Origin of the sequence: Hymenobacter sp. DG25B (assembly GCF_000801315.1) — a bacterium.
Taxonomy (GTDB): Bacteria; Bacteroidota; Bacteroidia; order Cytophagales; family Hymenobacteraceae; genus Hymenobacter.
Genome location: NZ_CP010054.1, coordinates 3,435,036 through 3,455,019, shown reverse-complemented (window position 1 = coordinate 3,455,019; position 19,984 = coordinate 3,435,036). Strand labels below are relative to the sequence as shown.

Genomic DNA, 19,984 nt, shown 5'->3' with positions numbered 1-19,984 from the left:
GCACGTTGCCCTCAGCGTAAACCGGCTGAAGCGCCGGAAAAACCCACCTCCAGCTGTGATGGTACGGGTTCTATACTTACTCGCCAGCCTCGGCTTACTACTGGGGTATTCTCCCGGGGTAGTTCAGATTAGCCCGGAGAAGGAGCACGCCAGTGGGGTGCAAAGCCCGGCCAAACCCGGCGAAAACACCTTCTTTACCAAGGAAAATGAGCAGCCGTTTACGCTGGTATTGCCGCTGGATCGGGTCTTAAAGGACCGGGGCGATAAACCCGGCTGGCATGCGGCCTCCATTCTTTATCAGGATGAAGCGGGGGTATCCCAGTCTGTGCCCGTGCTGATGAGAGTGCGCGGGCACCGGCGGAAAGACCCCACAGTTTGTACGTTTCCACCCCTGCTGATTCGGTTTCCCAAGGGCGCGCCGCAAAACAGCATCTTCGGGCAAGTAGAGGAGCTGAAACTGACTACCCATTGCCTGCAGGATAAGTATGTATTGCGGGAATACCTGGTGTACAAGCTCTACAATGTACTGACGGACATGAGCTTTCGGGCGCGGCTTTGCCGGGTGACTTATCAGGATGCTAACGGCCAGCGCAAAGGCTCCGTGCACCAGGCATTTTTGCTGGAGGATGCCAAGGCCATGGCGCAGCGCAACCAGGCTGCCGTGGTGCCAAACCGCCTGGCGATTGGCATGGAAAACACCGACCAGCAGGCCATGGCTCAGCTGGCATTCTTCCAGTTTATGGTCGGCAACACGGACTGGTCGGTGCCCTACCGGCACAATATCCGCCTGCTGATGCTGGACCGGCGTACCCCGCCCATTCCCGTACCCTACGACTTCGATTATACTGGCCTGGTGATGGCGCCCTATGCCGAACCACCCGAGCAGTTGGGCATTAGCTCGGTGCGGCAGCGCCTCTTCCGGGGCGGCAGCTTTCCGGAAGATATTTACGCGGAAATGCGCACTCTTTTCAACGCCCGGCGGGCCGCCTTCAATAACGTATACCTCTCCTGTGAATACCTCAGCCAGGACGAAAAAGAGTTTGCTATCAGGTTTCTGGATGGGTTTTACGAAACGCTAAACAGCCCCAAGGACTTTGAGCGGAGCATTGTGCGGGTGGGGCGCCGCAACGAGAAGCAATACATCAGCATCAAGGGCCTGGAGTAGGCGGGGTACTGCGTATAGTCGCGGCACTCAACCCATGAGCGGCTTTTACCCGGTTGCAAATGGGTATAGCCCCGGCTGTAGGGCCGGATAGTATTTCAGATAGTTGGTATCTTACAGCAAAATTTTATTTCAGAATCTTATGAAACGTCTATTTCCACTTGCTATGCTGGCGTTGCTAGGTGTGGCTTTACCCAGCTGTGATGAGGAGTCGACTCCTACGCCCAACGGAGCATTCAGCCCGGTTGAAATCAATTACAGCCTTACCATGAAGGGCCTCAGCGGCTCAGAAACGCAGGGGATGTTCGGTGTAGCGGCGACGGAATCCGAAGCCCAGACCGCAAAGGGAACCTTGCTGTCCGGCTCCATTAACTGGTTGGATACCAAAGGCGGCAAAGAAGCCAAGACCTTTACGTTGCCTAACCGCGCCAAAGGGGAGAAGCTCTGGGTTTTCGTTACCACAGATGAGCCGCTTACCAGCGGGCAGTCGGTTTCCGTTGCCTGGGGCGTCGACAAAACCCTAACGCTGGATGCTTCTTCGCCGGCAGTAGTCGTTAAAGAATACACGGTGCAGTAAGCCAGAATTGCTTTCTGTTCCGTCCGTCTTCAATACCCGGACATAAAAAAAGCCAGCCCATCAGGGCTGGCTTTTCTGCTATAAAGCTGAAGGCTAAACCGGCGTAACGGTAGTGCCGCTGGGTACCTCCGCCGACCCATTAGAGCCGGTGGTATTATCATCTACACCTGGCAGGTTGATTTCGGGCAAATCGTTGCCCAAGGCCACCGGGTGCTCTTCTTTCACCTCGCTCAGCGTCTCGGAGCGGTCGGTGCCGGCCATGTGGGCCTGGTAGCTGGTCTGGGTGTCGTAAGGGCGCTTGCCTACCAGCCTTTCAAGATCGTCCTGCAGCAGTACTTCCTTTTCCAGCAGCTCCTTGGCTATAATTTCCAGCTCGTGGCGGCGCTCCGTCAGCAAATCCTTGGTGCGGATGTAGGCATTCTCAATGATGGTGCGCACTTCCTCATCAATCATCTGGGAGGTAGCTTCGGAATAAGGCTTAGAGAAGCCGTACTCATTTTGCCCCTTGGAATCATAGAACGAGACATTACCCAGCTTGGCGTTCATACCATACATGGTTACAATGCTGTAGGCCATCTTGGTAATCCGCTCCAGGTCGGAGAGGGCGCCCGTCGATATTTTGCCGAACACTAACTCTTCGGCGGCGCGGCCACCTAAGGCCATGCACATTTCGTCGGTCAGCTGCTCGGTGTTATATAGGAACTGCTCGCGGGGGAGGTACTGCGCGTAGCCCAGCGCGGCCACGCCGCGGGGTACAATGCTCACCTTCACCAACGGGTCAGCGTGCTCCAGGAACCAGCCGGCAATGGCGTGGCCGGCTTCGTGGTAAGCCACAATACGCTTCTCACCGGGGCTGATGATTTTGTTTTTCTTCTCGAGGCCCCCGATTACGCGGTCCACGGCATCGGTGAAATCCTGCATAGTCACCATCTTCTTGTCGCGGCGGGCGGCAATGAGGGCGGCTTCGTTGCAGACGTTGGCAATTTCAGCACCGGCAAACCCAGGGGTTTGCGCCGCCAGTTTGCGGGCATCCACATCAGGGCCCAGCGTCAAGGGCTTGAGGTGCACCGTGAAAATCTGCGTGCGGCCGTTGATGTCTGGCTTGTCAATGCTGATCTGCCGGTCGAAGCGACCGGGACGTAGCAAAGCGGAGTCCAGGGTATCGGGGCGGTTGGTAGCGGCCAGGATAATAACCCCGGAGTCGGTACCGAAACCATCCATTTCCACCAGCAGCGAGTTTAGCGTGTTTTCCCGTTCGTCGTTGCCACCAGGCATGTTGCCGCGGCTGCGGCTGCGGCCAATAGCGTCAATCTCATCAATGAAGATGATACACGGCGCTTTGGCTTTAGCCTGCTTAAACAAGTCCCGTACCCGGGCCGCGCCCACGCCCACAAACATCTCCACAAAGTCGGAACCTGACAGGGAGAAGAAGGGAACATCAGCTTCGCCGGCTACGGCTTTGGCCATAAGGGTTTTACCGGTGCCGGGAGGGCCTACCAGCAAAGCGCCCTTCGGAATTTTACCACCGAGCACCGTGAACTTAGAAGGGTTGCGGAGGAACTCCACAATTTCTTCTACCTCCTCTTTAGCTTCTTCCAGGCCGGCCACGTCCTTAAACGTCACCTTCACCTTATCACCACCTTCGAAGAGGGCAGCGCGGCTTTTGCCAATGTTGAAGATCTGACCGCCTGGTCCGGCTCCGCCGCCCATACGGCGCATCAGGAACCAGAATGCCACAATCAGAATAATCATGAAGCCCCAGCTGGTGATAAACTCACCGTAGCCCTGGCGGGTATCTACCTCCAGGCCTACCTGCTGCTCCCGGGGAATGGTAGCGCGCAGCTTGTCGTAGTCTTCCTTGAAAGACTTGCCATCAATAACCCGGAAGGTATACTGCGGGCCGGCATCAATGGCCAGCATGCCGCGACGCTGCAGTTCCGCCTGATATTCCGGCTTACGAACAGCGGTTGGTTTGAGGGTTACCTCCACGGCCCGGTCATTAACCAGAGTGAGGCGGCTTACATCACCGGCCAGCAGCATTTGCTCAAACTTCTGCTGCGTGGTCTCAATAGCCGAATTGCTTCGGTTGAAATACAGCAGCCCAAAGATGAACACCACCAAACCGGCCAGTACCCATAGCTGCATACCCGGCCGCGGGGGCGGGGTGGGCAGCAAAGGTTTTTTCTTTTTTAAAGGAGTCTTATCAGACATGGATAAGCAAAAAGGCTAAAACAAAAATCAAAGGCTAAACCCACCATGAGCGGGTTTGTTGCAGAGACGCAGCCAACGGCTTTTTACTTTAAACGGCGGAGGTAGCTTCCTCCACATATTTAATATTGGCATCGCCCCACAGCTCTTCCAGCGCGTAGAACTGGCGCCGGTCGCGCAGGAAAATGTGCACTACCACGTCCACATAGTCCAGCAGCACCCATTCGCGCTGCATGCGACCTTCCGTTTGCCAGGGGCTCTGGCCGGTGAGCTTTTCAACTTCTTCTTCTACTGAGCGGGCAATGGCATCCAGCTGCGTATCGGAGGAGGCGGAGCAAATCACGAAGTAATCGGCCACCGCATTTTTAAGGTCTTTCAGGTCGAGTACCACGATATCGGCAGCTTTCTTTTCCTGCATGCCGCGTACTACTACTTCTGCCAATCTGTCCGAATCCTGCCGAATCAGGGTACTTTTCATGTGGTATTATTAGGTTTGAACGTACAAAGTAGCGAAAATCAGGTGGAGGCACTATCCCCCAAAACCCTCTTCACGGGCCAGCAAGTGATTTGGCTGGCCGAATGTGCCTCCACGAACACGGAGGCGCAACAATTACTTCTCAAAAGCCGCGCCACGGAGGGCTGTACCGTCATAACAGACAAACAGACCGCCGGCCGCGGGCAGCGAGGCAATAGCTGGGAAGCTGCCCCCGGCGAGAACTTAACCTTGTCGGTGGTGTGGCGACCTACGTTTCTGGCCGCCTCGCGTCAGTTTCAGCTGAGTATGGCCGTTGCCTTGGCCGTACTGGACTGGGTTTCCACGGTGCTGGGACCAGATCCGGCCCTGCGCCTGAAGTGGCCCAACGATGTGTATTACCACGACCAGAAGCTGGGCGGTATTCTCATTGAGAACACACTTAGCAGCGTAGGAATTCAATCCAGTATTGTAGGGATTGGAATAAATATTAATCAATTGGAATTTGGGGTGCCCACGGCTACCTCCCTGGCCCGCCTTACGGGCCGGCACTACGCCTTGCCCGCCCTGGCCGAGCGCCTGTTGGAATGCCTGGAGCGCCGGTATCTGCAGCTGCGCTCCGGCCAGACCGAGGCCCTGCGCCACGCCTATTTACAGGTGCTGTACCGCTTTCAGGAATGGCATCATTTTGAAGTAGAGGGCCGGCGGCTCACCGGGCAGATAGTGAGCGTGGAGGAAACCGGCCGGCTGGTGGTGGAAATAAACGGACAGCTGCAAAGCTTTGGGATGCAGGAAATAAAGTTCTGCCAGTAGCCGCTTATTTTTTCGGAGGAAGGCAACCCTTTTGCTTTAATATTCGATTGTTCTAATAGAAGGCTGCAGCGGAGAATATAAGCTGTGACCCTGGTGCAACGGTTGCCAGAAGAATGGTATCTGGTAGTTAGAAACCGGCCGGCAAAGTCAGGCACGGTGCTTGTCATAGACTATAGACGGCTCGCCCCAGGACAAGGAGCAGAGCCGGTGTATTTGTCCTTTCATCCTTTGTCCCCTAAGCCATGAAAACCTTTACTAAGTTTTGTATTGCCGCAACCTTGTTACTGGCGCAGCTGGCAGCAGTGGCCGCCAGCCATACGGTGAAGGTCAGGAACTTTGCGTTTGATCCGCAGTTTCTCACCATTAACCCCGGCGACGAGGTGAAATTTGAGTGGGAATCGGGCACCCACCCGGTGGTGTCGGATAACAGTGCTTTTGCGGCCTTCACCATGGCCTCGGCTACTCCCACCGCTTCCCGCACGCTGGCCACCGCTGGTGTGTATGGCTACCACTGCACCCTGCACGGCAGCCCCGGAAATGGTATGTTTGGCACCATCACCGTAAATGCGGCTACCCCGGTAATAGGTGCTAAGCTGACCGCGCCGGTTCTCACCCTGTATCCCAACCCTTCCCGGGGCATGGTAATGCTCACGGTTAACCAGAAGCCAGGAGCCGACTACAAGCTGCGGATTTCCAACATTATTGGCCGCGAGGTGCGCGCCATTACCCTGAAGCCGGAGCTAACGGATGCCGGCCTGCCCCTGAATCTTTCTGATCTGCCGGCCGGGATGTACATCTGCAATCTGGTCCTGAACGATAAGGTAGTGGGCACCAAGCGCCTGATTCTGCAGAACTAACCCGTTTTTCTTCTCGCAAATTCTTTCCAAAGCAGCCGGCAACCCCGGCTGCTTTTTTTGCATCTGTGGCCTTATGGGCCGGTACTGGAAGGTGCGGTGCGGCCGGATTTATTCTCTACTTTTGGCCCTTCTCTGATTTCGTTTCTATGCGTAGTTACAAAAGCTTAAATAATCTGGTGGGCTGGCTGGTGTTTGCCGTGGCCACGCTCACGTATCTGCTCACGCTGGAGCCCACGGCCAGCTTCTGGGACTGCGGCGAGTTTATTGCCTGCTCCTACAAGCTGCTGGTGCCCCACCCTCCCGGAGCGCCTACTTTCCTGCTGCTGGGCCGCATTATGTCGCTGCTCTCCTTTGGTGATGTGACCAAGGTGCCGATTCTGGTGAATATGCTTTCGGCGCTGAGCAGCTCGTTTACCGTGCTGTTCCTGTTTTGGATTATTACCATGCTGGCCAAGCGCATTGTGCTGCACCAGGCCGGCCACCCGCACCGCCACCGCACCGTAGAGCCCACCCGCGGGGAGGCGCTGCAGATTCTGGGCAGCGGCCTGGTAGGCGCGCTGGCCTTTGCCTTTTCTGATTCGTTCTGGTTTAACGCCGTGGAGGCCGAGGTATACGCCATGTCGGCGCTGGGCACTGCCTTTGTGGTGTGGGCCATGTTGAAGTGGGAAAACCGCGCCGATGGTCCCGATGCCGACAAATGGCTGATTCTGATTGCCTATGCCATTGGCCTTTCCATTGGGGTGCACTTGCTGAACCTGCTTACCATTCCGGCTCTGGGCCTGATTTACTACTACCGCAAAACCCAGCAGCCCACGTTCTGGGGCGCCGTGCTTACCCTGGTTATCAGTAGCGTAATTGTGGGTGTTATTCTGGTGGGTATTATTCCCGGGCTGCCTTCGCTGGCAGGTAATTTTGAGGTGTTCTTCGTGAACAGCGTGGGGCTGCCTTTCAACTGGGGTATCATCATCTTCCTGCTGCTGTTTGGGGCGCTTATTTACCTGGTGTTCCGGCATTCCTTCCGCACCGGCAACCGGGCCCTGAACACGGCTATTCTCAGCCTGATATTTATTCTGATTGGCTACTCTTCGTATCTGATTGTACCCATCCGGAGCAGCTACCAGCCTACCATCAATGAAAACAACCCGGAGGATGTCCTGTCCTTTGTGAGCTACCTGAAGCGCGAGCAGTACGGCGACCGGCCCCTGCTCTATGGCCCGCAGTTTAATGCCCGCCCTACTGGCTCTAAAGAAGGCGCCGCCCGCTACGTGCGCAAAGGCGACAAATACGTGAAGGGCCCGGCCCGCATTGAGTATGAGTATGATGACGCGGATAAAATGCTGATTCCGCGCATTTACAGCGCCCAGCCTGAGCATATTTATCAGTACAAAAAGTGGGTTGATATCCGCGAGGATAAGAAGCCCACCATGGGCCAGAACCTGGCCTTCATGTTCCGCTACCAATTCGGACACATGTTCTGGCGCTATTTCCTCTGGAACTTTGTAGGCCGCGAAAGTGACATTCAGCAGGCCGGCGTAATCTGGCCCGTAGATAGCAAGAACGGCCTGCCCGAGCGTATTGCCGAGAGCAAAGCCTACAACAATTTCCTGGCCTTGCCCCTGATTCTGGGCCTGGTGGGCCTATTCTTCCAGGTGCGCAAAGACAGCCGCAATGCCCTCATTGTAGGCCTGTTGTTCCTGTTCACTGGCCTGGCCATTACCTTCTACCTCAACCAGCCGCCCATAGAGCCGCGCGAGCGGGACTACACCTTCACCGGGGCGTTCTTTGCTTTCTCCATCTGGATTGGCCTGGGCGTGCTGGCCTTGTCTGATGCCCTACGCAACTTGGTGAAAGCCGATGGCGCCCGCGCTGCTGTAGCCACGCTGATATGCTTAGTAGTGCCCGGCATCATGGCCGCCCAAGGCTGGGACGACCACGACCGTTCCGACCGCTACAACTCCACCGACTCGGCTAAGAACCTGCTGAACTCGCTGGCGCCCAACGCCGTGCTGTTCACCAACGGCGACAACGATACCTTCCCGCTCTGGTACGCCCAGGAAGTGGAAGGCGTACGCACCGATGTGCGCGTGGCCGTGCTCAGCTACCTGAACACCGACTGGTACATCGACCAGATGAAGCGCCGCGCCTACAAGTCGCAGCCGTTGCCCATTTCCATGGAGCGCAGCAACTATGTAGAGGGCACCAATGATTACCTGCCTTTCGTGGCTAATCCCGCGGTGAAGGAAGTAAACCTGAAGGAGTTTGTGTCGCTGGTGAAGCAGAACAGCCCGCTGCTGCAGGTAAGCTACGGCGAAGGCGGCCCCAGCCTGCTATCCTTCCCCACCACCAAATTCTACCTCCCCGTTGATACCGCCGCCGTGCTCAAAACCGGCATTATTGCGCCCGAGCGCCGCAACCAGGTAGTATCGCGCATGGAGTGGGATATGGGCAAAGGTGCCATTGAGAAGAAAAACCTGGCCATTCTGGATATGCTGGCTACCAACAACTGGGAGCGGCCCATTTACTTCTCCAGCACCGTAAATAGCCAGGATTACATGGGCCTGCAGCCTTACTTCCAGCTGGAAGGTATGGCCTACCGCGTGCTGCCCGCCCGCGACCCCAACTACAACCCCCGCAGCGGCGACGATGGCTACGTGGTGAAGGATCAGATGTACGACATCATGATGCATAAATTTGCCTACCGCAACCTCGACGATCCCAGCGTATTCTACGACGAGAACAACCTGCGCTTCCCGGCCAACTACCGGGATAAGTTCGGGCGCCTGGCTAACGAATACCTGAAGGCCGGCAACCTGGCCAAAGCCAAGGAAGTAGCGGATAAAGCGCTGGCAGTGATGCCGGATAAGTCAATTCCCTACGACTACTATACCCCGCAGCTGGTAGAAACCCTGGTGAAAGCCGGCGAAACCACCCGGGCTAATCAGATTATGGATGTGCTGACCAACCGTGCCCAGCAGGCGCTGGCTTACTACAGCACGCACAACCCGGCCCTCCACGACCAGGATATGCAGCTGAGCCTGGTAGCGCTGCAAAGCGTGTACCGTGCCGCCGCCACTATAAAAGACGAAGCGCGCGCCACCAAAGCCATGCAGATCCTGCAGCAGTACTATCCGCAGCAGGAGTAGTAAGCCTTCAGCAGGATGGCAAATAAAAAGCGGCTCCCCACGGAGCCGCTTTTTTTATGCGGTATAACAAGGCCGGGAGAGGCTGGCAAAGAACAGCCCGCGCAAGCTGCCATAAACCCAGTACCTTTGTAGCTGAACCCTATAAGAACAGGTGCGCCGCTCCGAGTATGAACTCTCTGCCAGGCCGCCATGGAGCAATGGAGAAAAGGACTGACCGCCCCGACCGGCCGCAGAATGAGCGCCGCACTTATTACGATGCCGAAAACCGCCCCGTAGGCGGCGACAACCGGCCTGCCCGTCGCCCGGAAGGGGACCGGGGCGAGGGCCGCGAGCCGCGCGGCGACTTCAAGCCGCGCTACCCCCACCGCCCGGCCGCCGACCGCAGCATTGATATGCTGTTTGGCCTGCGCCCCATTCTGGAAGCCCTGAATGCTGGTCGTACGCTGGAGAAAATCTATCTGCTACGCACCACCAAAAACAGCATCACGCAGGATATTACGGCCCTGGCCAAAGCAGCTAACATTCCGGTATCCCTGGTGCCGCTGGAAAAGCTGGACGGCCTCACGCGCAAAAACCACCAAGGCGCGGTAGCCTTCGTTTCGCCCATCGATTACCAGCCGCTGGACAGTATTCTGGCGGGCCTGTACGAAGAAGGTAAAAACCCGCTCCTGCTCATTCTGGACCGCATTACCGACGTACGGAACTTCGGTTCTATTGCCCGTAACGCCGAGTGTATGGGTGTGCACGCCATTGTAGTGCCCAGCCGCGGTGCCGCCCAGATTAATGGTGATGCCCTGAAAACCTCCGCCGGCGCCCTGAACCTGATTCCGGTGTGCCGCGAGCCGAATCTGAAAGAAACCATTGACTTCCTGAAGCAGTCCGGCGTGCAGGTAGTAGCCTGTACCGAGAAAGCCGATGCCAGCCTGGAAACCGAATCGGTGGACCTGACCGGGCCGGTAGCCATTCTGATGGGCAGCGAGGAAGACGGCATTTCGCCCGAGTACCTCCGCTTGGCGGACCACAAAGTGCGGATTCCTATGGCCGGCCAGATCAGTTCCCTGAACGTATCAGTAGCCAGCGGCATCATGCTGTTTGAAGTGCTACGCCAGCGGTTGGTGAAAGCCTAACTTCAGACAAGTAGGTACGTGTCATGGCGAGGCACAAGCCGAAGCCATCCGTCCTCTCATATGTGACCAACGTCCTTTTACCAGAAAGCCCTTGACGTGCAGTATGTCAAGGGCTTTTCATTTTCAGGGCCTTCTGCATTTCAGAGGACGGATGGCTTCGGCTTGTGCCTCGCCATGATACGTGACTCCTTGCAATGCCAATCAATTGTACCCGGTGCCTTTTTTAGACTTTACATCGGCCACGAAGTCCTTCACGCGCTGCTCTTCCGTGCGCTTGCAGATGAGGAGCACGTTGTCGTACTCAGCCACAATGTAGCCGTCCAGGCCCTGTACTACTACCAGGCGCTCAGATGGGGTTTTGATGACGCACTCGCGGGTGTCGTAGAGCAGGGCGTTGCCGTCCACCACGTTGTCTTCGGCGTCGTGGTGGCCCATGCGGTGCAGGGAGTCCCAGGTACCCAGGTCGCTCCAGCCAAAGTCGGCGGGGAGCACAAACACGTTGTCGGCCTTTTCCATCACCCCGTAATCAATACTGATGTTGCGGCAACGGGTGTAGGCGCGGGAAATGAAGTTATCCTCCAGCACGGTGTTCAGCATAGTGCTGCCTTCGTCAAACACTTCGGCAATGTCGCTTAGGTACTGATGGAAGGCTTTGATGATAACATCGGCCCGCCACACAAACAGGCCGGAGTTCCAGAGGAAGTCGCCGCTGTCCACGAACATGCGGGCCAACTCCAGATTGGGCTTTTCAGTAAAGGTTTTTACCTTTTTCAGGGGCCCAATGGAAGAGGCTTCCTCGTCCAGGAACTGAATGTAGCCGTAGCCGGTATCGGGGCGGGAAGGCTGAATGCCCAGCGTAATCAGAATATCGTGCTGCCGGGCAGCGTCTACTGCCTGCTGAATCACGCGCCGGAACTCGTCCTCGTGTAGCACGGCGTGGTCAGCGGGCGTCACCATAATTACGGCGTTGGGGTTGCGCTGCGCAATCCGGTAGCTGGCATACGCAATGCAGGGAGCGGTATTGCGCCCAATAGGCTCGCCCAGAATCTGCTCGGGCAGCAAATCCGGCAAGTGCTGCTGCACCAGCGGAATATAGTCACGGTTGGTGACTACCAGTACGTTTTCCATGGGGCAGATACCCTTAAACCGGTCTACGGTGAGCTGCAGCATGGAGCGGCCTACGCCCAGTACATCGTGAAACTGCTTGGGATGCTGGGTGCGGCTGAAGGGCCAGAAGCGGCTGCCAATGCCGCCAGCCATTACTACCAAAAAGGTATTAGAGTTCATAAGCAGACGGGCTGCGAGCGTGAGCAGTGGAAAGAGACGTAGACCGGATAGTAAGATAGGAAATTGTGGGCTTCAATAAAGAGAGTGCAAAAAGATACTGCCCTCGCCCAATAAACTTACTGTTTCTGTTATACCAATCCTTCACGAAGCAAATCGTGCAGATGGATGAAGCCGCTGAACTTACCGTTTTCCGTGACTACCAGCTGCGTGATGTTGCGGTTTTGCATCCGCACCAGGGCCTCGGCCGCAAAATCCTCGGTTTCAATGGTCATGGGCGAAGGCGTCATGATGTCCTGGGCGCGGACATCTTCCAGGCGGCCGGCAAAGGTGGAGAGCATGCGGCGCAGGTCGCCATCGGTAATAATGCCCAGCAACGGGCCTTCCGCAGCTTGCAGTACGGCGGTGGCACCCAGGCGCTTGCCCGATATTTCCAGGATAATTTCCTTCAGCTGCGCATCGGCCAGCACCTGGGGCTGCTGGTTCTGCCGGCTTAGGTCGCCTACTTTCAGGTAGAGCTTTTTGCCCAGCGTGCCACCGGGGTGGAGGCGGGCAAAATCGGCGGAGGTGAACTCGCGGCTCTCCAGCAGGCACACGGCCAGCGCATCGCCCAAGGCCAGCGCGGCCGTGGTGGAGGTGGTAGGAGCCAGGTTATGCGGGCAGGCTTCGCGGGTTACGGGGGCGTGCAGAACGTAGTCGGCCTGCACGGCCAGGTAGGAGTCGGCGTTGCTGACCAGGGCCGCCAGCGGCACGCCTTTGCGTTTGAGCAGGGGCACCAGCACTTTTATCTCCGGGGTGTCGCCGCTTTTACTAATGGCCACTACAAAATCTTCGGCCTGAATCATGCCCAGGTCGCCGTGAATGGCATCGGCGGCGTGCATAAACAGGGCAGGCGTACCCGTTGAGTTTAAGGTAGCCACGATCTTTCCGGCAATATGTGCACTTTTGCCGATTCCGGTGACGACCACACGCCCACGAAGGGAAAGGATGGCGGCAACACAGAGCGCAAAATCAGGTGTCAGGGCAATGGCTTCCGCCACGCCCCGAATGGCATCGGCTTCTTCGAGAAGCACTTTTTTTGCCAGCGAGTTGGTATCGTTCAGCGGTTTCAATCTAAATTTGTCTAGATTGAGTAGACAACACGCGGTGTTGCTGCTCAAGTCTGCATACCCCCAACCGAGAAGTGAGGAAGTCCATGCCAGCCGTAAAAAAAGCCGTTGTCACACAGCAGGCTGATCTGAAGGGCAAGTTAAAGGAAGTTTTCGGGTACGGCCAGTTTCGCGGCACCCAGGAGGCCATCATTCAGAACGTCATCGAGGGCCATAACACGTTTGTGATTATGCCCACGGGCGCTGGTAAGTCCTTGTGCTACCAGCTGCCAGCGTTGGTGCTGCCCGGCACCGCTATTGTTATTTCCCCGCTCATCGCCCTGATGAAAAATCAGGTAGATCAGCTGAATGCGTTTGGGGTAAACGCGGCCTTTCTGAACTCGACGCTGTCGAAATCAGAAATGAACAAGGTGAAGAAGGACGTCATTAGCGGCGAAGTGCGCCTGCTGTACGTGGCCCCGGAGTCCCTGACCAAGGACGAAACCATTGAGTTTCTCAATAAAGCCACCATTTCGTTTGTGGCTATTGATGAGGCGCACTGCATTTCGGAGTGGGGGCACGACTTCCGGCCGGAGTACCGCAAAATCCGCAGCATTATTGACGGCCTGGGGGTGCAGGTGCCCATTATTGCCCTCACGGCCACGGCCACGCCCAAGGTGCAGCTGGATATCCAGAAAAACCTGCAGATGGACGAGGCCTCGGTGTTCAAGACCTCCTTCAACCGCACCAACCTGTATTACGAAGTACGGCCCAAGCACCAGACCAAAAAGCAGCTGATTCAGTACGTAAAGCAGCGCAAAGGTCTGGCGGGTATTGTGTATTGCCTCTCCCGCAAGAAGGTGGAGGAAATTGCGGAGCTGCTGCGCGTGAATGACGTGCGCGCGCTACCGTACCACGCCGGCCTCGACCCGCATGTGCGCATGGCCAACCAGGACGCCTTCCTCAACGAGGACTGCGACGTCATTGTGGCCACCATTGCCTTCGGCATGGGCATCGACAAGCCCGATGTGCGCTTCGTGATTCACTACGACACGCCCAAGAGCATTGAAGGCTACTATCAGGAAACCGGCCGCGGTGGCCGGGATGGCATGGAGGGTGACTGCCTGATGTTCTACAGCTACGATGATATCGTGAAGCTGGAGAAATTCAACAAGGATAAGCCCGTAACCGAGCGCGACAACAGCAAGCAGCTCCTACAGGAAATGGCGAACTACGCCGACTCGGCCGTGTGCCGCCGCAAGCAGCTGCTGCACTACTTCGGCGAGGAGTTCGAGAAGGACTGTGGCTTCTGCGATAACTGCCGCCACCCGCGCGAGAAGTTTGAAGGCAAGGAGTTTGTGAAGCTGGCCCTGGAAGCTGTACAACAGACCAATTCCCGCTTTGGCATCGACCACCTGACCACGGTACTCACCGGCCTGACTAACCCGCACGTGGAAAGCTACGGGCACTTTAAGCTGCCCGTGTATGGCAAAGGCAAAGACCACGATATTGCCTTTTGGCACTCCGTGGTGCGCCAATGCATGATTGCCGGCTTCCTGGGCAAAGACATTGAGAACTTTGGCGTAATTAAAATCTGCCCCAAAGGCGAGGAGTTCCTGCAGGCTCCCTACAACATCAAGCTCTCCAAAGACCACGACTACGAGAAGGAGGTGCAGCAAAAGGAGGAGAAGGAAGAGGTGCAGCAAGCCGCCGGCCACGATGCCGCGCTGTTTGATATGCTGAAGGCCCTGCGTAAGAAGCTGGCGCACCAGAAAAACCTGCCACCTTACGTGCTCTTCCAGGATCCGTCCCTGAAGGAAATGGCCACCACCTTCCCCACCAAAATGGAGGACCTGGCCCATGTTTCGGGCGTGGGGCACGGCAAGGCGCAGAAGTTTGGCAACCCATTCCTGGACCTGATTAAAAAGTACGTTGAGGAAAACGACATTATGACGGCCGCCGATGTGGTGGTAAAATCAGCTGTTAATAAGTCAAAAATCAAAATCTACATCATTCAGCAGATCGACAAGAAGATGGACCTGGAGGAAATTGCTTCCTCCAAGGGCATTGAAATGCGGGAGCTGATGGAGGAGATTGAGCACATCTGCTACTCCGGCACCAAGCTCAACCTGGATTATTATATTGACTCGGTACTGGACCAGGAACGCCAGGAAGAGATTACCGACTACTTTATGAGCTCCAGCACCGATAACATTGCGGTGGCGCTCAAGGAGTTGGGTTCTGATGACTACACGGAGGAAGACCTGCGCCTGATGCGCATCAAATTCCTGAGCGAGTACGCCAACTAAGCCGCCCGGCTACCAACCAAAAGGCCCATTCCTACTATAGGGATGGGCCTTTTTTATGGGGTCTGGATTTCCTGCAGCCAGAGATGGTACAAGTGCTCTTCACGGACCAGTTCGAAACCCATGTGCTCATAAAACCGGCAGGCACCCTGGTTGTCGAGCTGGGTAACGGATACCAGCTTGTGCCGGCCCCAAGCCAGGGCCCGCTGCCGGGCCCCTTCCACCAGCAAGGTGCCGATACCCTGGTTTTGCGAGCCGGCATCTACGGCAATCAGTCCGATTTCTACGTGCTCAGGGCGCAGGCAGAGGGTAAGCATGCCGGTTTCGGGGCTGTTGTGGGTACTGCGAAATACTAGTACATCGTGGGCCATTTCTCCGCTGAGGGAGTTGGCTATCCAATGGGCATACAGCTGCTCGTACACGCCATTGGCAAAGTGCGGATCAAGGCGAAAGCGGGACTGTTGCCCACTCTGCAAGGCCAGATCCATGATGGCGGGCGAAAGCTGCACGGTGGAGGACACGCCTACCGGCAGCGGCTGGGGCAGGCCTTCGGGAAAAGTCAGCGCATAGTGCCCGCGCCGGTCGGTCACCTGAAGGCGGTTGCCCTGCGCGGCTGCCGTGGAGTCTGTATCATTGGGGTCTGCCATCCAGTACAGCAGAGCCCAGCCATCATCGTGCGCAGCCTGTAGCGTATCGCGCAGCTCCTCAGTAGTGAGGTGGGCGCCCTGTAACCGTCCTACCGGAAACCCCAGAAAGCTGGAGTCCCAGGGCAGCGGCAGGATGTGAGTAGGCATAGCAGCAGGAAAAAGGAATAGGATATGGAAGATACAGAAAAGCAAAACCCCTGGCAACGTGCCAGGGGTTTTGCTTACGCCTGCCCTTAAACGGGGCAAACAGGCTGCTTGTTCAGCCCATAATTAGCAATACTCTGCGAAAGCGCCCTGCAGGTTGTCTACAATGCGCATCATGTCGTTGCCTTCAATGTGGTAGCGCTCAATCATGTGCACCAGTTCACCATCCTTAAACAGCGCAATGCAGGGCGAGGAGGGGGGATAGGGCAGCATATGCTCCCGGGCCTTGGCTACGGCTTCGGTTTCCATACCGGCAAATACCGTTACCAGCTTGGCCGGCTTTTTATCGGTGCTGGCCAGAGCCATTTTCAGAGCCGGGCGGGCCTTGGCGGCGGCGCAGCCACACACCGAGTTTACGGCTACCAGCACCGTGCCCTCCGCGGGAATCAGGGCCTGGTCTACCTCCTCGGGCGTCATCAGTTGTTCAAAGCCAGCTTCTACCAGGTCCTGCCGGATAGGAGCCACCATGTATTCGGGATATGTTGCCATTTTTTGAAAAGGCTGAAGTGAGAAAAATCGGGTGTGAAAACGAATGCAAAAATACGGAATCTAAAAGCGTCAAGGACCTCAAAAAGTTTTGTGGGTCCCTCCACTCGCGCTGTTTGTTGAGCTGGATTATTTATCCCCTATTTTCAACTAATAAAATGCTGATACCTATTGCTATAGTTCAATTGTATAGAAAGGTTTTGGCAGATGTTGGCAGTGTTGGGAAAGGAAAGTACATTTAACCCGGGCCGGTGCACCAGCACGGCAAATGGGCTATGATGACAAGATTTACTGCTTTACTGCTTGTGGCAGGTATGGGCTGGCTGGCTGCCACGCCCGCCCGGGCTCAGGTAGATACCGTGCGGGCCAGCACCCTGCCGCCGGCTCAGCTGGCCGAGAAATACTATAACAGCGGGGTAGCCAAGTTTGCCGATAAAAGCTACCGCTCGGCCATTCAGGAGTTCGATAAAGCGCTGGCGGCGAAGCCTGATTTCGCCAAGGCTTTCTACAACCGCGCCACCACGCGCTACGAGCTAAAGGAGTATGAGCAGGCCGTGCAGGACTACGACCAGGCCATTAAGCTGGAGCCTACGGGCTTTACCTCCTATTTTGGACGGGGCCAGGCCCGGCAGGCGCTCAACCAGACCGATGCCGCCGAGCAGGACTACACCAAAGCTGCCGAAACCAAGCCGGATTACGCGCCCAGCTGGTACTACCGCGGCGACCTGCGCTTTGAAAAAGGTGACTTTAAAGCGGCCTTAGCTGATTTTACCGCCGCCATTAAAGCCGACCCCAATTATGCCTACGCCTACCATGACCGGGCCAGCACCCAGCGCCAGCTGGGCAACTTTGCCGCCGCCGTGCAGGACTACGACCAGGCCCTGAAGCTGCAGCCCGAGCTGGTTTCGGCGCTGCTGAACCGGGCCAGCGCCAAGCGCCGCCAGGGGGATGTGAAAGGCGCCCTGGCCGATTATTCCGCCTACCTGGCCAAGCGCACCGACAATGCCGTGGCCTATAACAACCGGGGCAGTGCCCGCTACGAGGCCGGCGACTACAAAGGCGCCGTGGAGGATTTCAGCCAGGCGCTTTCCCTGAACCCGGGGTATGCCTTTGCCTTAAATAACCGCGCCGCCGCTTACCTCAAGCTGGAGAACTACAAGCAGGCCGCCGATGATGCCAGCAAGGCTATTAAGCTGAACGGATCCTATGCGGAGGCCTACCTGAACCGCGGCCACGCCCGCGAAATGCTGCGCGATGCTGACGGTGCCTGCCAGGATTGGCGCAAAGCCGCCGAGCTGGGCCTGGAAAGTGGTACGGCTTACGCCAATGCCTCCTGTGAATAAGCGCCGCTTTGCCCTGCTCCCCATGAAAACAAACTATACGCTCACCGCCTCCGTGTTATCCCGTAGTATTGCGCGGCTTACCGGCCCATTGCGGCCGGCGGCCCTGGTTCTTGCTCTCTTAGCGTCCTCAAACTATGCGCTGGCGCAAAGTGTGGAGTTCAGCAAAGACCGGTTCGGCGACAACAAAGAAGGTCTGAAAGAAGCCCTGCGCGACATCAAAGCCGGCGACCAGTGGTACAACGCCGACCCGCCTAAGTATGAGCGGGCGCTGCCGCATTACCTGGAAGCCCAGAAGTTCAACCCCAACAATGCCCAGCTGAACTTTAAAATCGGCGACTGTTACCTGAACTCCGGCTTTAAGTCCCGCAGTCTGAGCTATCTGCAAAAGGCTTTTGAGCTGGATGCGGAGGTAGACCCGCGCATGCACTACCTGCTGGGCCGGGGCCTGCACCTGAACGCCAAATGGACGGAAGCCATTGCCGAGTACAAAAAAGCCATGCCGCCGGCCGGCGCCAAAAACGGCTTGGTTCTGCAGCAGGAGCTGCGCAAAAAAATAGCGGAGTGCGAATCGGGCCTGGCCTTGATGAAGAAGCCTACGCGGGTATTTATTGATAATGCGGGCCCTGGCGTGAACTCTCCCTTCCCGGATTACAGCCCGGTTATCTCCGCCGATGAATCCGTTATTATGTTCACCTCGCGGCGCGACAACTCCACGGGCGGCCAAACCGAGCCGGAAACCGGGGGCTTTTACGAGGATATCTACCAGTCCTCGCGCTCCGGCAAGCAGTGGGGCCCCGCCCGCCCGCTAAATGAGCCCGTGAATACCGATGGCCACGATGCCACCGTGGGCCTGGCCCCTGATGGCCAGCGCATGCTGATTTACGTGGAAAACAACGGCGGCGACCTGAACGAGTGCGACCTGCGCGGCACCAAATGGAGCAAGCCGCAAACCCTCGGCCGCCGCATCAATACCAACGCCCACGAGTCCTCGGCTTCTTACTCCCCCGATGGCCGCTTCCTGTATTTTGTGAGCGACCAGCCCGAGGGCAGTCTGGGCAGTCGGGATATTTATAAGGTGGAGATTGAGGGCAAGGGCAAAGCCGTAAACCTGGGCCCCGGCATCAATACACCCTACGGCGAGGAAGGAGTGTTTATGCACCCCGACGGCAAAACCATGTACTTCAGCTCGGAAGGGCACAACTCCATGGGCGGCTACGACATCTTTAAATCGGTGTACGAAAACGGCAAGTGGAGCAAGCCCGAAAACCTGGGCTGGCCCATCAACACCCCCGATGATGACGTGTTCTTCGTGATTTCGGCCTCGGGGCGCCACGGCTATTATTCTTCCATCCGGGAAGATGGGCAGGGTGGCAAAGACATCTACCAGATTACCTTCCTCGGTCCCGAAAAGCCGCCCATGCTCAACACCGAGGATCAGTTGCTGGCCTCGCGCGTGGCCCCGGTAAAGGAAACCGTACTGGCCGCGGCCGTGCCCATTTCCACTGCGCAGGTAACCATTCTGAAAGGTGTGGTGACGGATGCCGAAACCAAGCAGCCCCTGGAAGCCGCCATTGATGTGGTAGACAACCAGAAAAACCTGGTTATTGCCTCCTTCCGCTCCAACTCCCAGTCGGGCCGCTATCTGGTTTCACTTCCCTCTGGCATTAACTACGGTATTGTAGTGCGGCAGGATGGCTACCTGTTCCACTCCGAAAACTTTGACGTACCGGCCGGCGCGGCTTATTCCGAAGTAGTGAAAGACATTGCGCTGCAGCGCCTGGACGTGGGCGTGAAAGTGGTGCTGAACAACATCTTCTTCGACACGGATAAGTCAACACTGCGCAAGGAAAGCACCGGCGAGCTGGAGCGGCTGGTAGCGCTGCTGAATGAAACGCCCAAGCTGCGCATCGAAATTTCCGGCCATACGGATAATGTGGGCAACGCCGCCTATAACCAGCAGCTCTCGCAAAACCGCGCCAAGGTGGTAGTAGACTACCTGGTGACTAAAGGCATTGATAAAGGCCGCCTGACCTTTGCGGGCTATGGCATGACGCAGCCGGTAGCGCCCAACACCACCAAGCAAGGCCGGCAGCTCAACCGCCGCACCGAGTTTAAGGTGCTGGAGAAGTAACCACCGGAACTGCGTGTTGCATCCGGAAAGCTCCCGGTGCCAGGCTAAACAGCCGGCACCGGGAGCTTTTTTCTGGAATTATGGGAAGGCTGAAACGCAGAAAAGCCGTGGACATGATCCACGGCTTTTCTACACA

The 19,984-nt window shown here is 56.9% G+C and carries 15 protein-coding genes; 9 read left to right on the top strand and 6 right to left on the bottom strand.

What is annotated here, in order from left to right; all coding sequences use genetic code 11:
- The first annotated feature begins 58 nt into the window (after window positions 1-58).
- Together PK28_RS14780 and PK28_RS14775 are read left to right on the top strand one after the other, a co-directional pair.
- The gene (locus PK28_RS14780; protein ID WP_156126417.1) at window positions 59-1,165 is read left to right on the top strand and encodes a hypothetical protein; all 1,107 of its coding nucleotides are present in this window, start codon (window positions 59-61) and stop codon (window positions 1,163-1,165) included.
- A 139-nt stretch (window positions 1,166-1,304) separates the two neighbouring features.
- Window positions 1,305-1,739 carry a hypothetical protein gene (locus tag PK28_RS14775; protein ID WP_156126416.1) on the top strand — a complete coding sequence of 145 codons (435 nt, stop codon included), beginning with the start codon at window positions 1,305-1,307 and terminating at the stop codon, window positions 1,737-1,739.
- Between the two features lie 93 nt (window positions 1,740-1,832).
- Here the strand turns inward: PK28_RS14775 and ftsH are convergent, their stop codons facing one another.
- Window positions 1,833-3,950 carry an ATP-dependent zinc metalloprotease FtsH gene (gene ftsH / locus PK28_RS14770; RefSeq protein ID WP_044515134.1) on the bottom strand — a complete coding sequence of 706 codons (2,118 nt, stop codon included), beginning with the start codon at window positions 3,948-3,950 and terminating at the stop codon, window positions 1,833-1,835.
- Window positions 3,951-4,038: 88 nt separating this feature from the next.
- On the bottom strand, window positions 4,039-4,425 hold the full coding sequence (rsfS, locus tag PK28_RS14765) for a ribosome silencing factor (RefSeq protein WP_044515131.1): 387 nt from the start codon (window positions 4,423-4,425) through the stop codon (window positions 4,039-4,041).
- A 15-nt stretch (window positions 4,426-4,440) separates the two neighbouring features.
- Between rsfS and PK28_RS14760 the strand changes: the two genes are divergently transcribed.
- The 4 genes from PK28_RS14760 (at window position 4,441) to rlmB (ending at window position 10,359) form a co-directional block, all read left to right on the top strand.
- Window positions 4,441-5,232: a biotin--[acetyl-CoA-carboxylase] ligase gene (locus PK28_RS14760; protein WP_082017141.1), complete on the top strand. Its 792-nt coding sequence runs from the start codon at window positions 4,441-4,443 to the stop codon at window positions 5,230-5,232.
- Between the two features lie 242 nt (window positions 5,233-5,474).
- On the top strand, window positions 5,475-6,089 hold the full coding sequence (locus PK28_RS19230; protein ID WP_048826107.1) for a T9SS type A sorting domain-containing protein: 615 nt from the start codon (window positions 5,475-5,477) through the stop codon (window positions 6,087-6,089).
- Window positions 6,090-6,235: 146 nt separating this feature from the next.
- On the top strand, window positions 6,236-9,232 hold the full coding sequence (locus tag PK28_RS14745) for a protein O-mannosyl-transferase family (protein ID WP_044515128.1): 2,997 nt from the start codon (window positions 6,236-6,238) through the stop codon (window positions 9,230-9,232).
- 197 nt (window positions 9,233-9,429) lie between these two features.
- Window positions 9,430-10,359, top strand: coding sequence for a 23S rRNA (guanosine(2251)-2'-O)-methyltransferase RlmB (rlmB, locus tag PK28_RS14740; RefSeq protein WP_082017140.1), 930 nt, complete (start codon window positions 9,430-9,432; stop codon window positions 10,357-10,359).
- A 201-nt stretch (window positions 10,360-10,560) separates the two neighbouring features.
- On the opposite strand, the gene PK28_RS14735 is transcribed toward rlmB, so the two are convergent.
- Window positions 10,561-11,646, bottom strand: coding sequence for a mannose-1-phosphate guanylyltransferase (locus PK28_RS14735; RefSeq protein WP_044515126.1), 1,086 nt, complete (start codon window positions 11,644-11,646; stop codon window positions 10,561-10,563).
- 128 nt (window positions 11,647-11,774) lie between these two features.
- Complete coding sequence (locus PK28_RS14730) at window positions 11,775-12,755, bottom strand: KpsF/GutQ family sugar-phosphate isomerase (RefSeq protein ID WP_044515123.1); 981 nt, start codon at window positions 12,753-12,755, stop codon at window positions 11,775-11,777.
- 83 nt (window positions 12,756-12,838) lie between these two features.
- On the opposite strand from PK28_RS14730, the gene recQ reads away from it, so the two are divergent.
- The gene (gene recQ, locus PK28_RS14725; RefSeq protein WP_044515121.1) at window positions 12,839-15,040 is read left to right on the top strand and encodes a DNA helicase RecQ; all 2,202 of its coding nucleotides are present in this window, start codon (window positions 12,839-12,841) and stop codon (window positions 15,038-15,040) included.
- A 53-nt stretch (window positions 15,041-15,093) separates the two neighbouring features.
- Here the strand turns inward: recQ and PK28_RS14720 are convergent, their stop codons facing one another.
- Both PK28_RS14720 and PK28_RS14715 read right to left on the bottom strand, forming a co-directional pair.
- Complete coding sequence (locus PK28_RS14720; protein ID WP_044515118.1) at window positions 15,094-15,831, bottom strand: GNAT family N-acetyltransferase; 738 nt, start codon at window positions 15,829-15,831, stop codon at window positions 15,094-15,096.
- 123 nt (window positions 15,832-15,954) lie between these two features.
- Window positions 15,955-16,377, bottom strand: coding sequence for a BrxA/BrxB family bacilliredoxin (locus tag PK28_RS14715; protein WP_044515115.1), 423 nt, complete (start codon window positions 16,375-16,377; stop codon window positions 15,955-15,957).
- A 311-nt stretch (window positions 16,378-16,688) separates the two neighbouring features.
- Here PK28_RS14715 and PK28_RS14710 point away from each other — a divergent pair, with 311 nt between their 5' ends.
- Both PK28_RS14710 and PK28_RS14705 read left to right on the top strand, forming a co-directional pair.
- A complete protein-coding gene (locus tag PK28_RS14710; protein ID WP_048826105.1) occupies window positions 16,689-17,717 on the top strand; it encodes a tetratricopeptide repeat protein in 1,029 nt (342 codons plus the stop codon).
- Window positions 17,718-17,739: 22 nt separating this feature from the next.
- Window positions 17,740-19,848, top strand: a complete 2,109-nt coding sequence (locus PK28_RS14705) for an OmpA family protein (RefSeq protein WP_197070425.1) — start codon at window positions 17,740-17,742, stop codon at window positions 19,846-19,848.
- Window positions 19,849-19,984: the final 136 nt, after the last annotated feature.

What these genes read in the sequence shown, in the direction of transcription:
- rlmB (WP_082017140.1), top strand. Translation starts at nt 9,430, where the DNA reads ATGGAGAAAAGGACTGACCGCCCCGACCGGCCGCAGAATGAGCGCCGC.
- PK28_RS14745 (WP_044515128.1), top strand. Translation starts at nt 6,236, where the DNA reads ATGCGTAGTTACAAAAGCTTAAATAATCTGGTGGGCTGGCTGGTGTTT.
- PK28_RS14705 (WP_197070425.1), top strand. Translation starts at nt 17,740, where the DNA reads ATGAAAACAAACTATACGCTCACCGCCTCCGTGTTATCCCGTAGTATT.
- recQ (WP_044515121.1), top strand. Translation starts at nt 12,839, where the DNA reads ATGCCAGCCGTAAAAAAAGCCGTTGTCACACAGCAGGCTGATCTGAAG.
- PK28_RS14720 (WP_044515118.1), bottom strand. Translation starts at nt 15,831, where the DNA reads ATGCCTACTCACATCCTGCCGCTGCCCTGGGACTCCAGCTTTCTGGGG.
- PK28_RS14735 (WP_044515126.1), bottom strand. Translation starts at nt 11,646, where the DNA reads ATGAACTCTAATACCTTTTTGGTAGTAATGGCTGGCGGCATTGGCAGC.
- rsfS (WP_044515131.1), bottom strand. Translation starts at nt 4,425, where the DNA reads ATGAAAAGTACCCTGATTCGGCAGGATTCGGACAGATTGGCAGAAGTA.
- PK28_RS19230 (WP_048826107.1), top strand. Translation starts at nt 5,475, where the DNA reads ATGAAAACCTTTACTAAGTTTTGTATTGCCGCAACCTTGTTACTGGCG.
- ftsH (WP_044515134.1), bottom strand. Translation starts at nt 3,950, where the DNA reads ATGTCTGATAAGACTCCTTTAAAAAAGAAAAAACCTTTGCTGCCCACC.
- PK28_RS14775 (WP_156126416.1), top strand. Translation starts at nt 1,305, where the DNA reads ATGAAACGTCTATTTCCACTTGCTATGCTGGCGTTGCTAGGTGTGGCT.
- PK28_RS14715 (WP_044515115.1), bottom strand. Translation starts at nt 16,377, where the DNA reads ATGGCAACATATCCCGAATACATGGTGGCTCCTATCCGGCAGGACCTG.
- PK28_RS14780 (WP_156126417.1), top strand. Translation starts at nt 59, where the DNA reads ATGGTACGGGTTCTATACTTACTCGCCAGCCTCGGCTTACTACTGGGG.
- PK28_RS14710 (WP_048826105.1), top strand. Translation starts at nt 16,689, where the DNA reads ATGGGCTGGCTGGCTGCCACGCCCGCCCGGGCTCAGGTAGATACCGTG.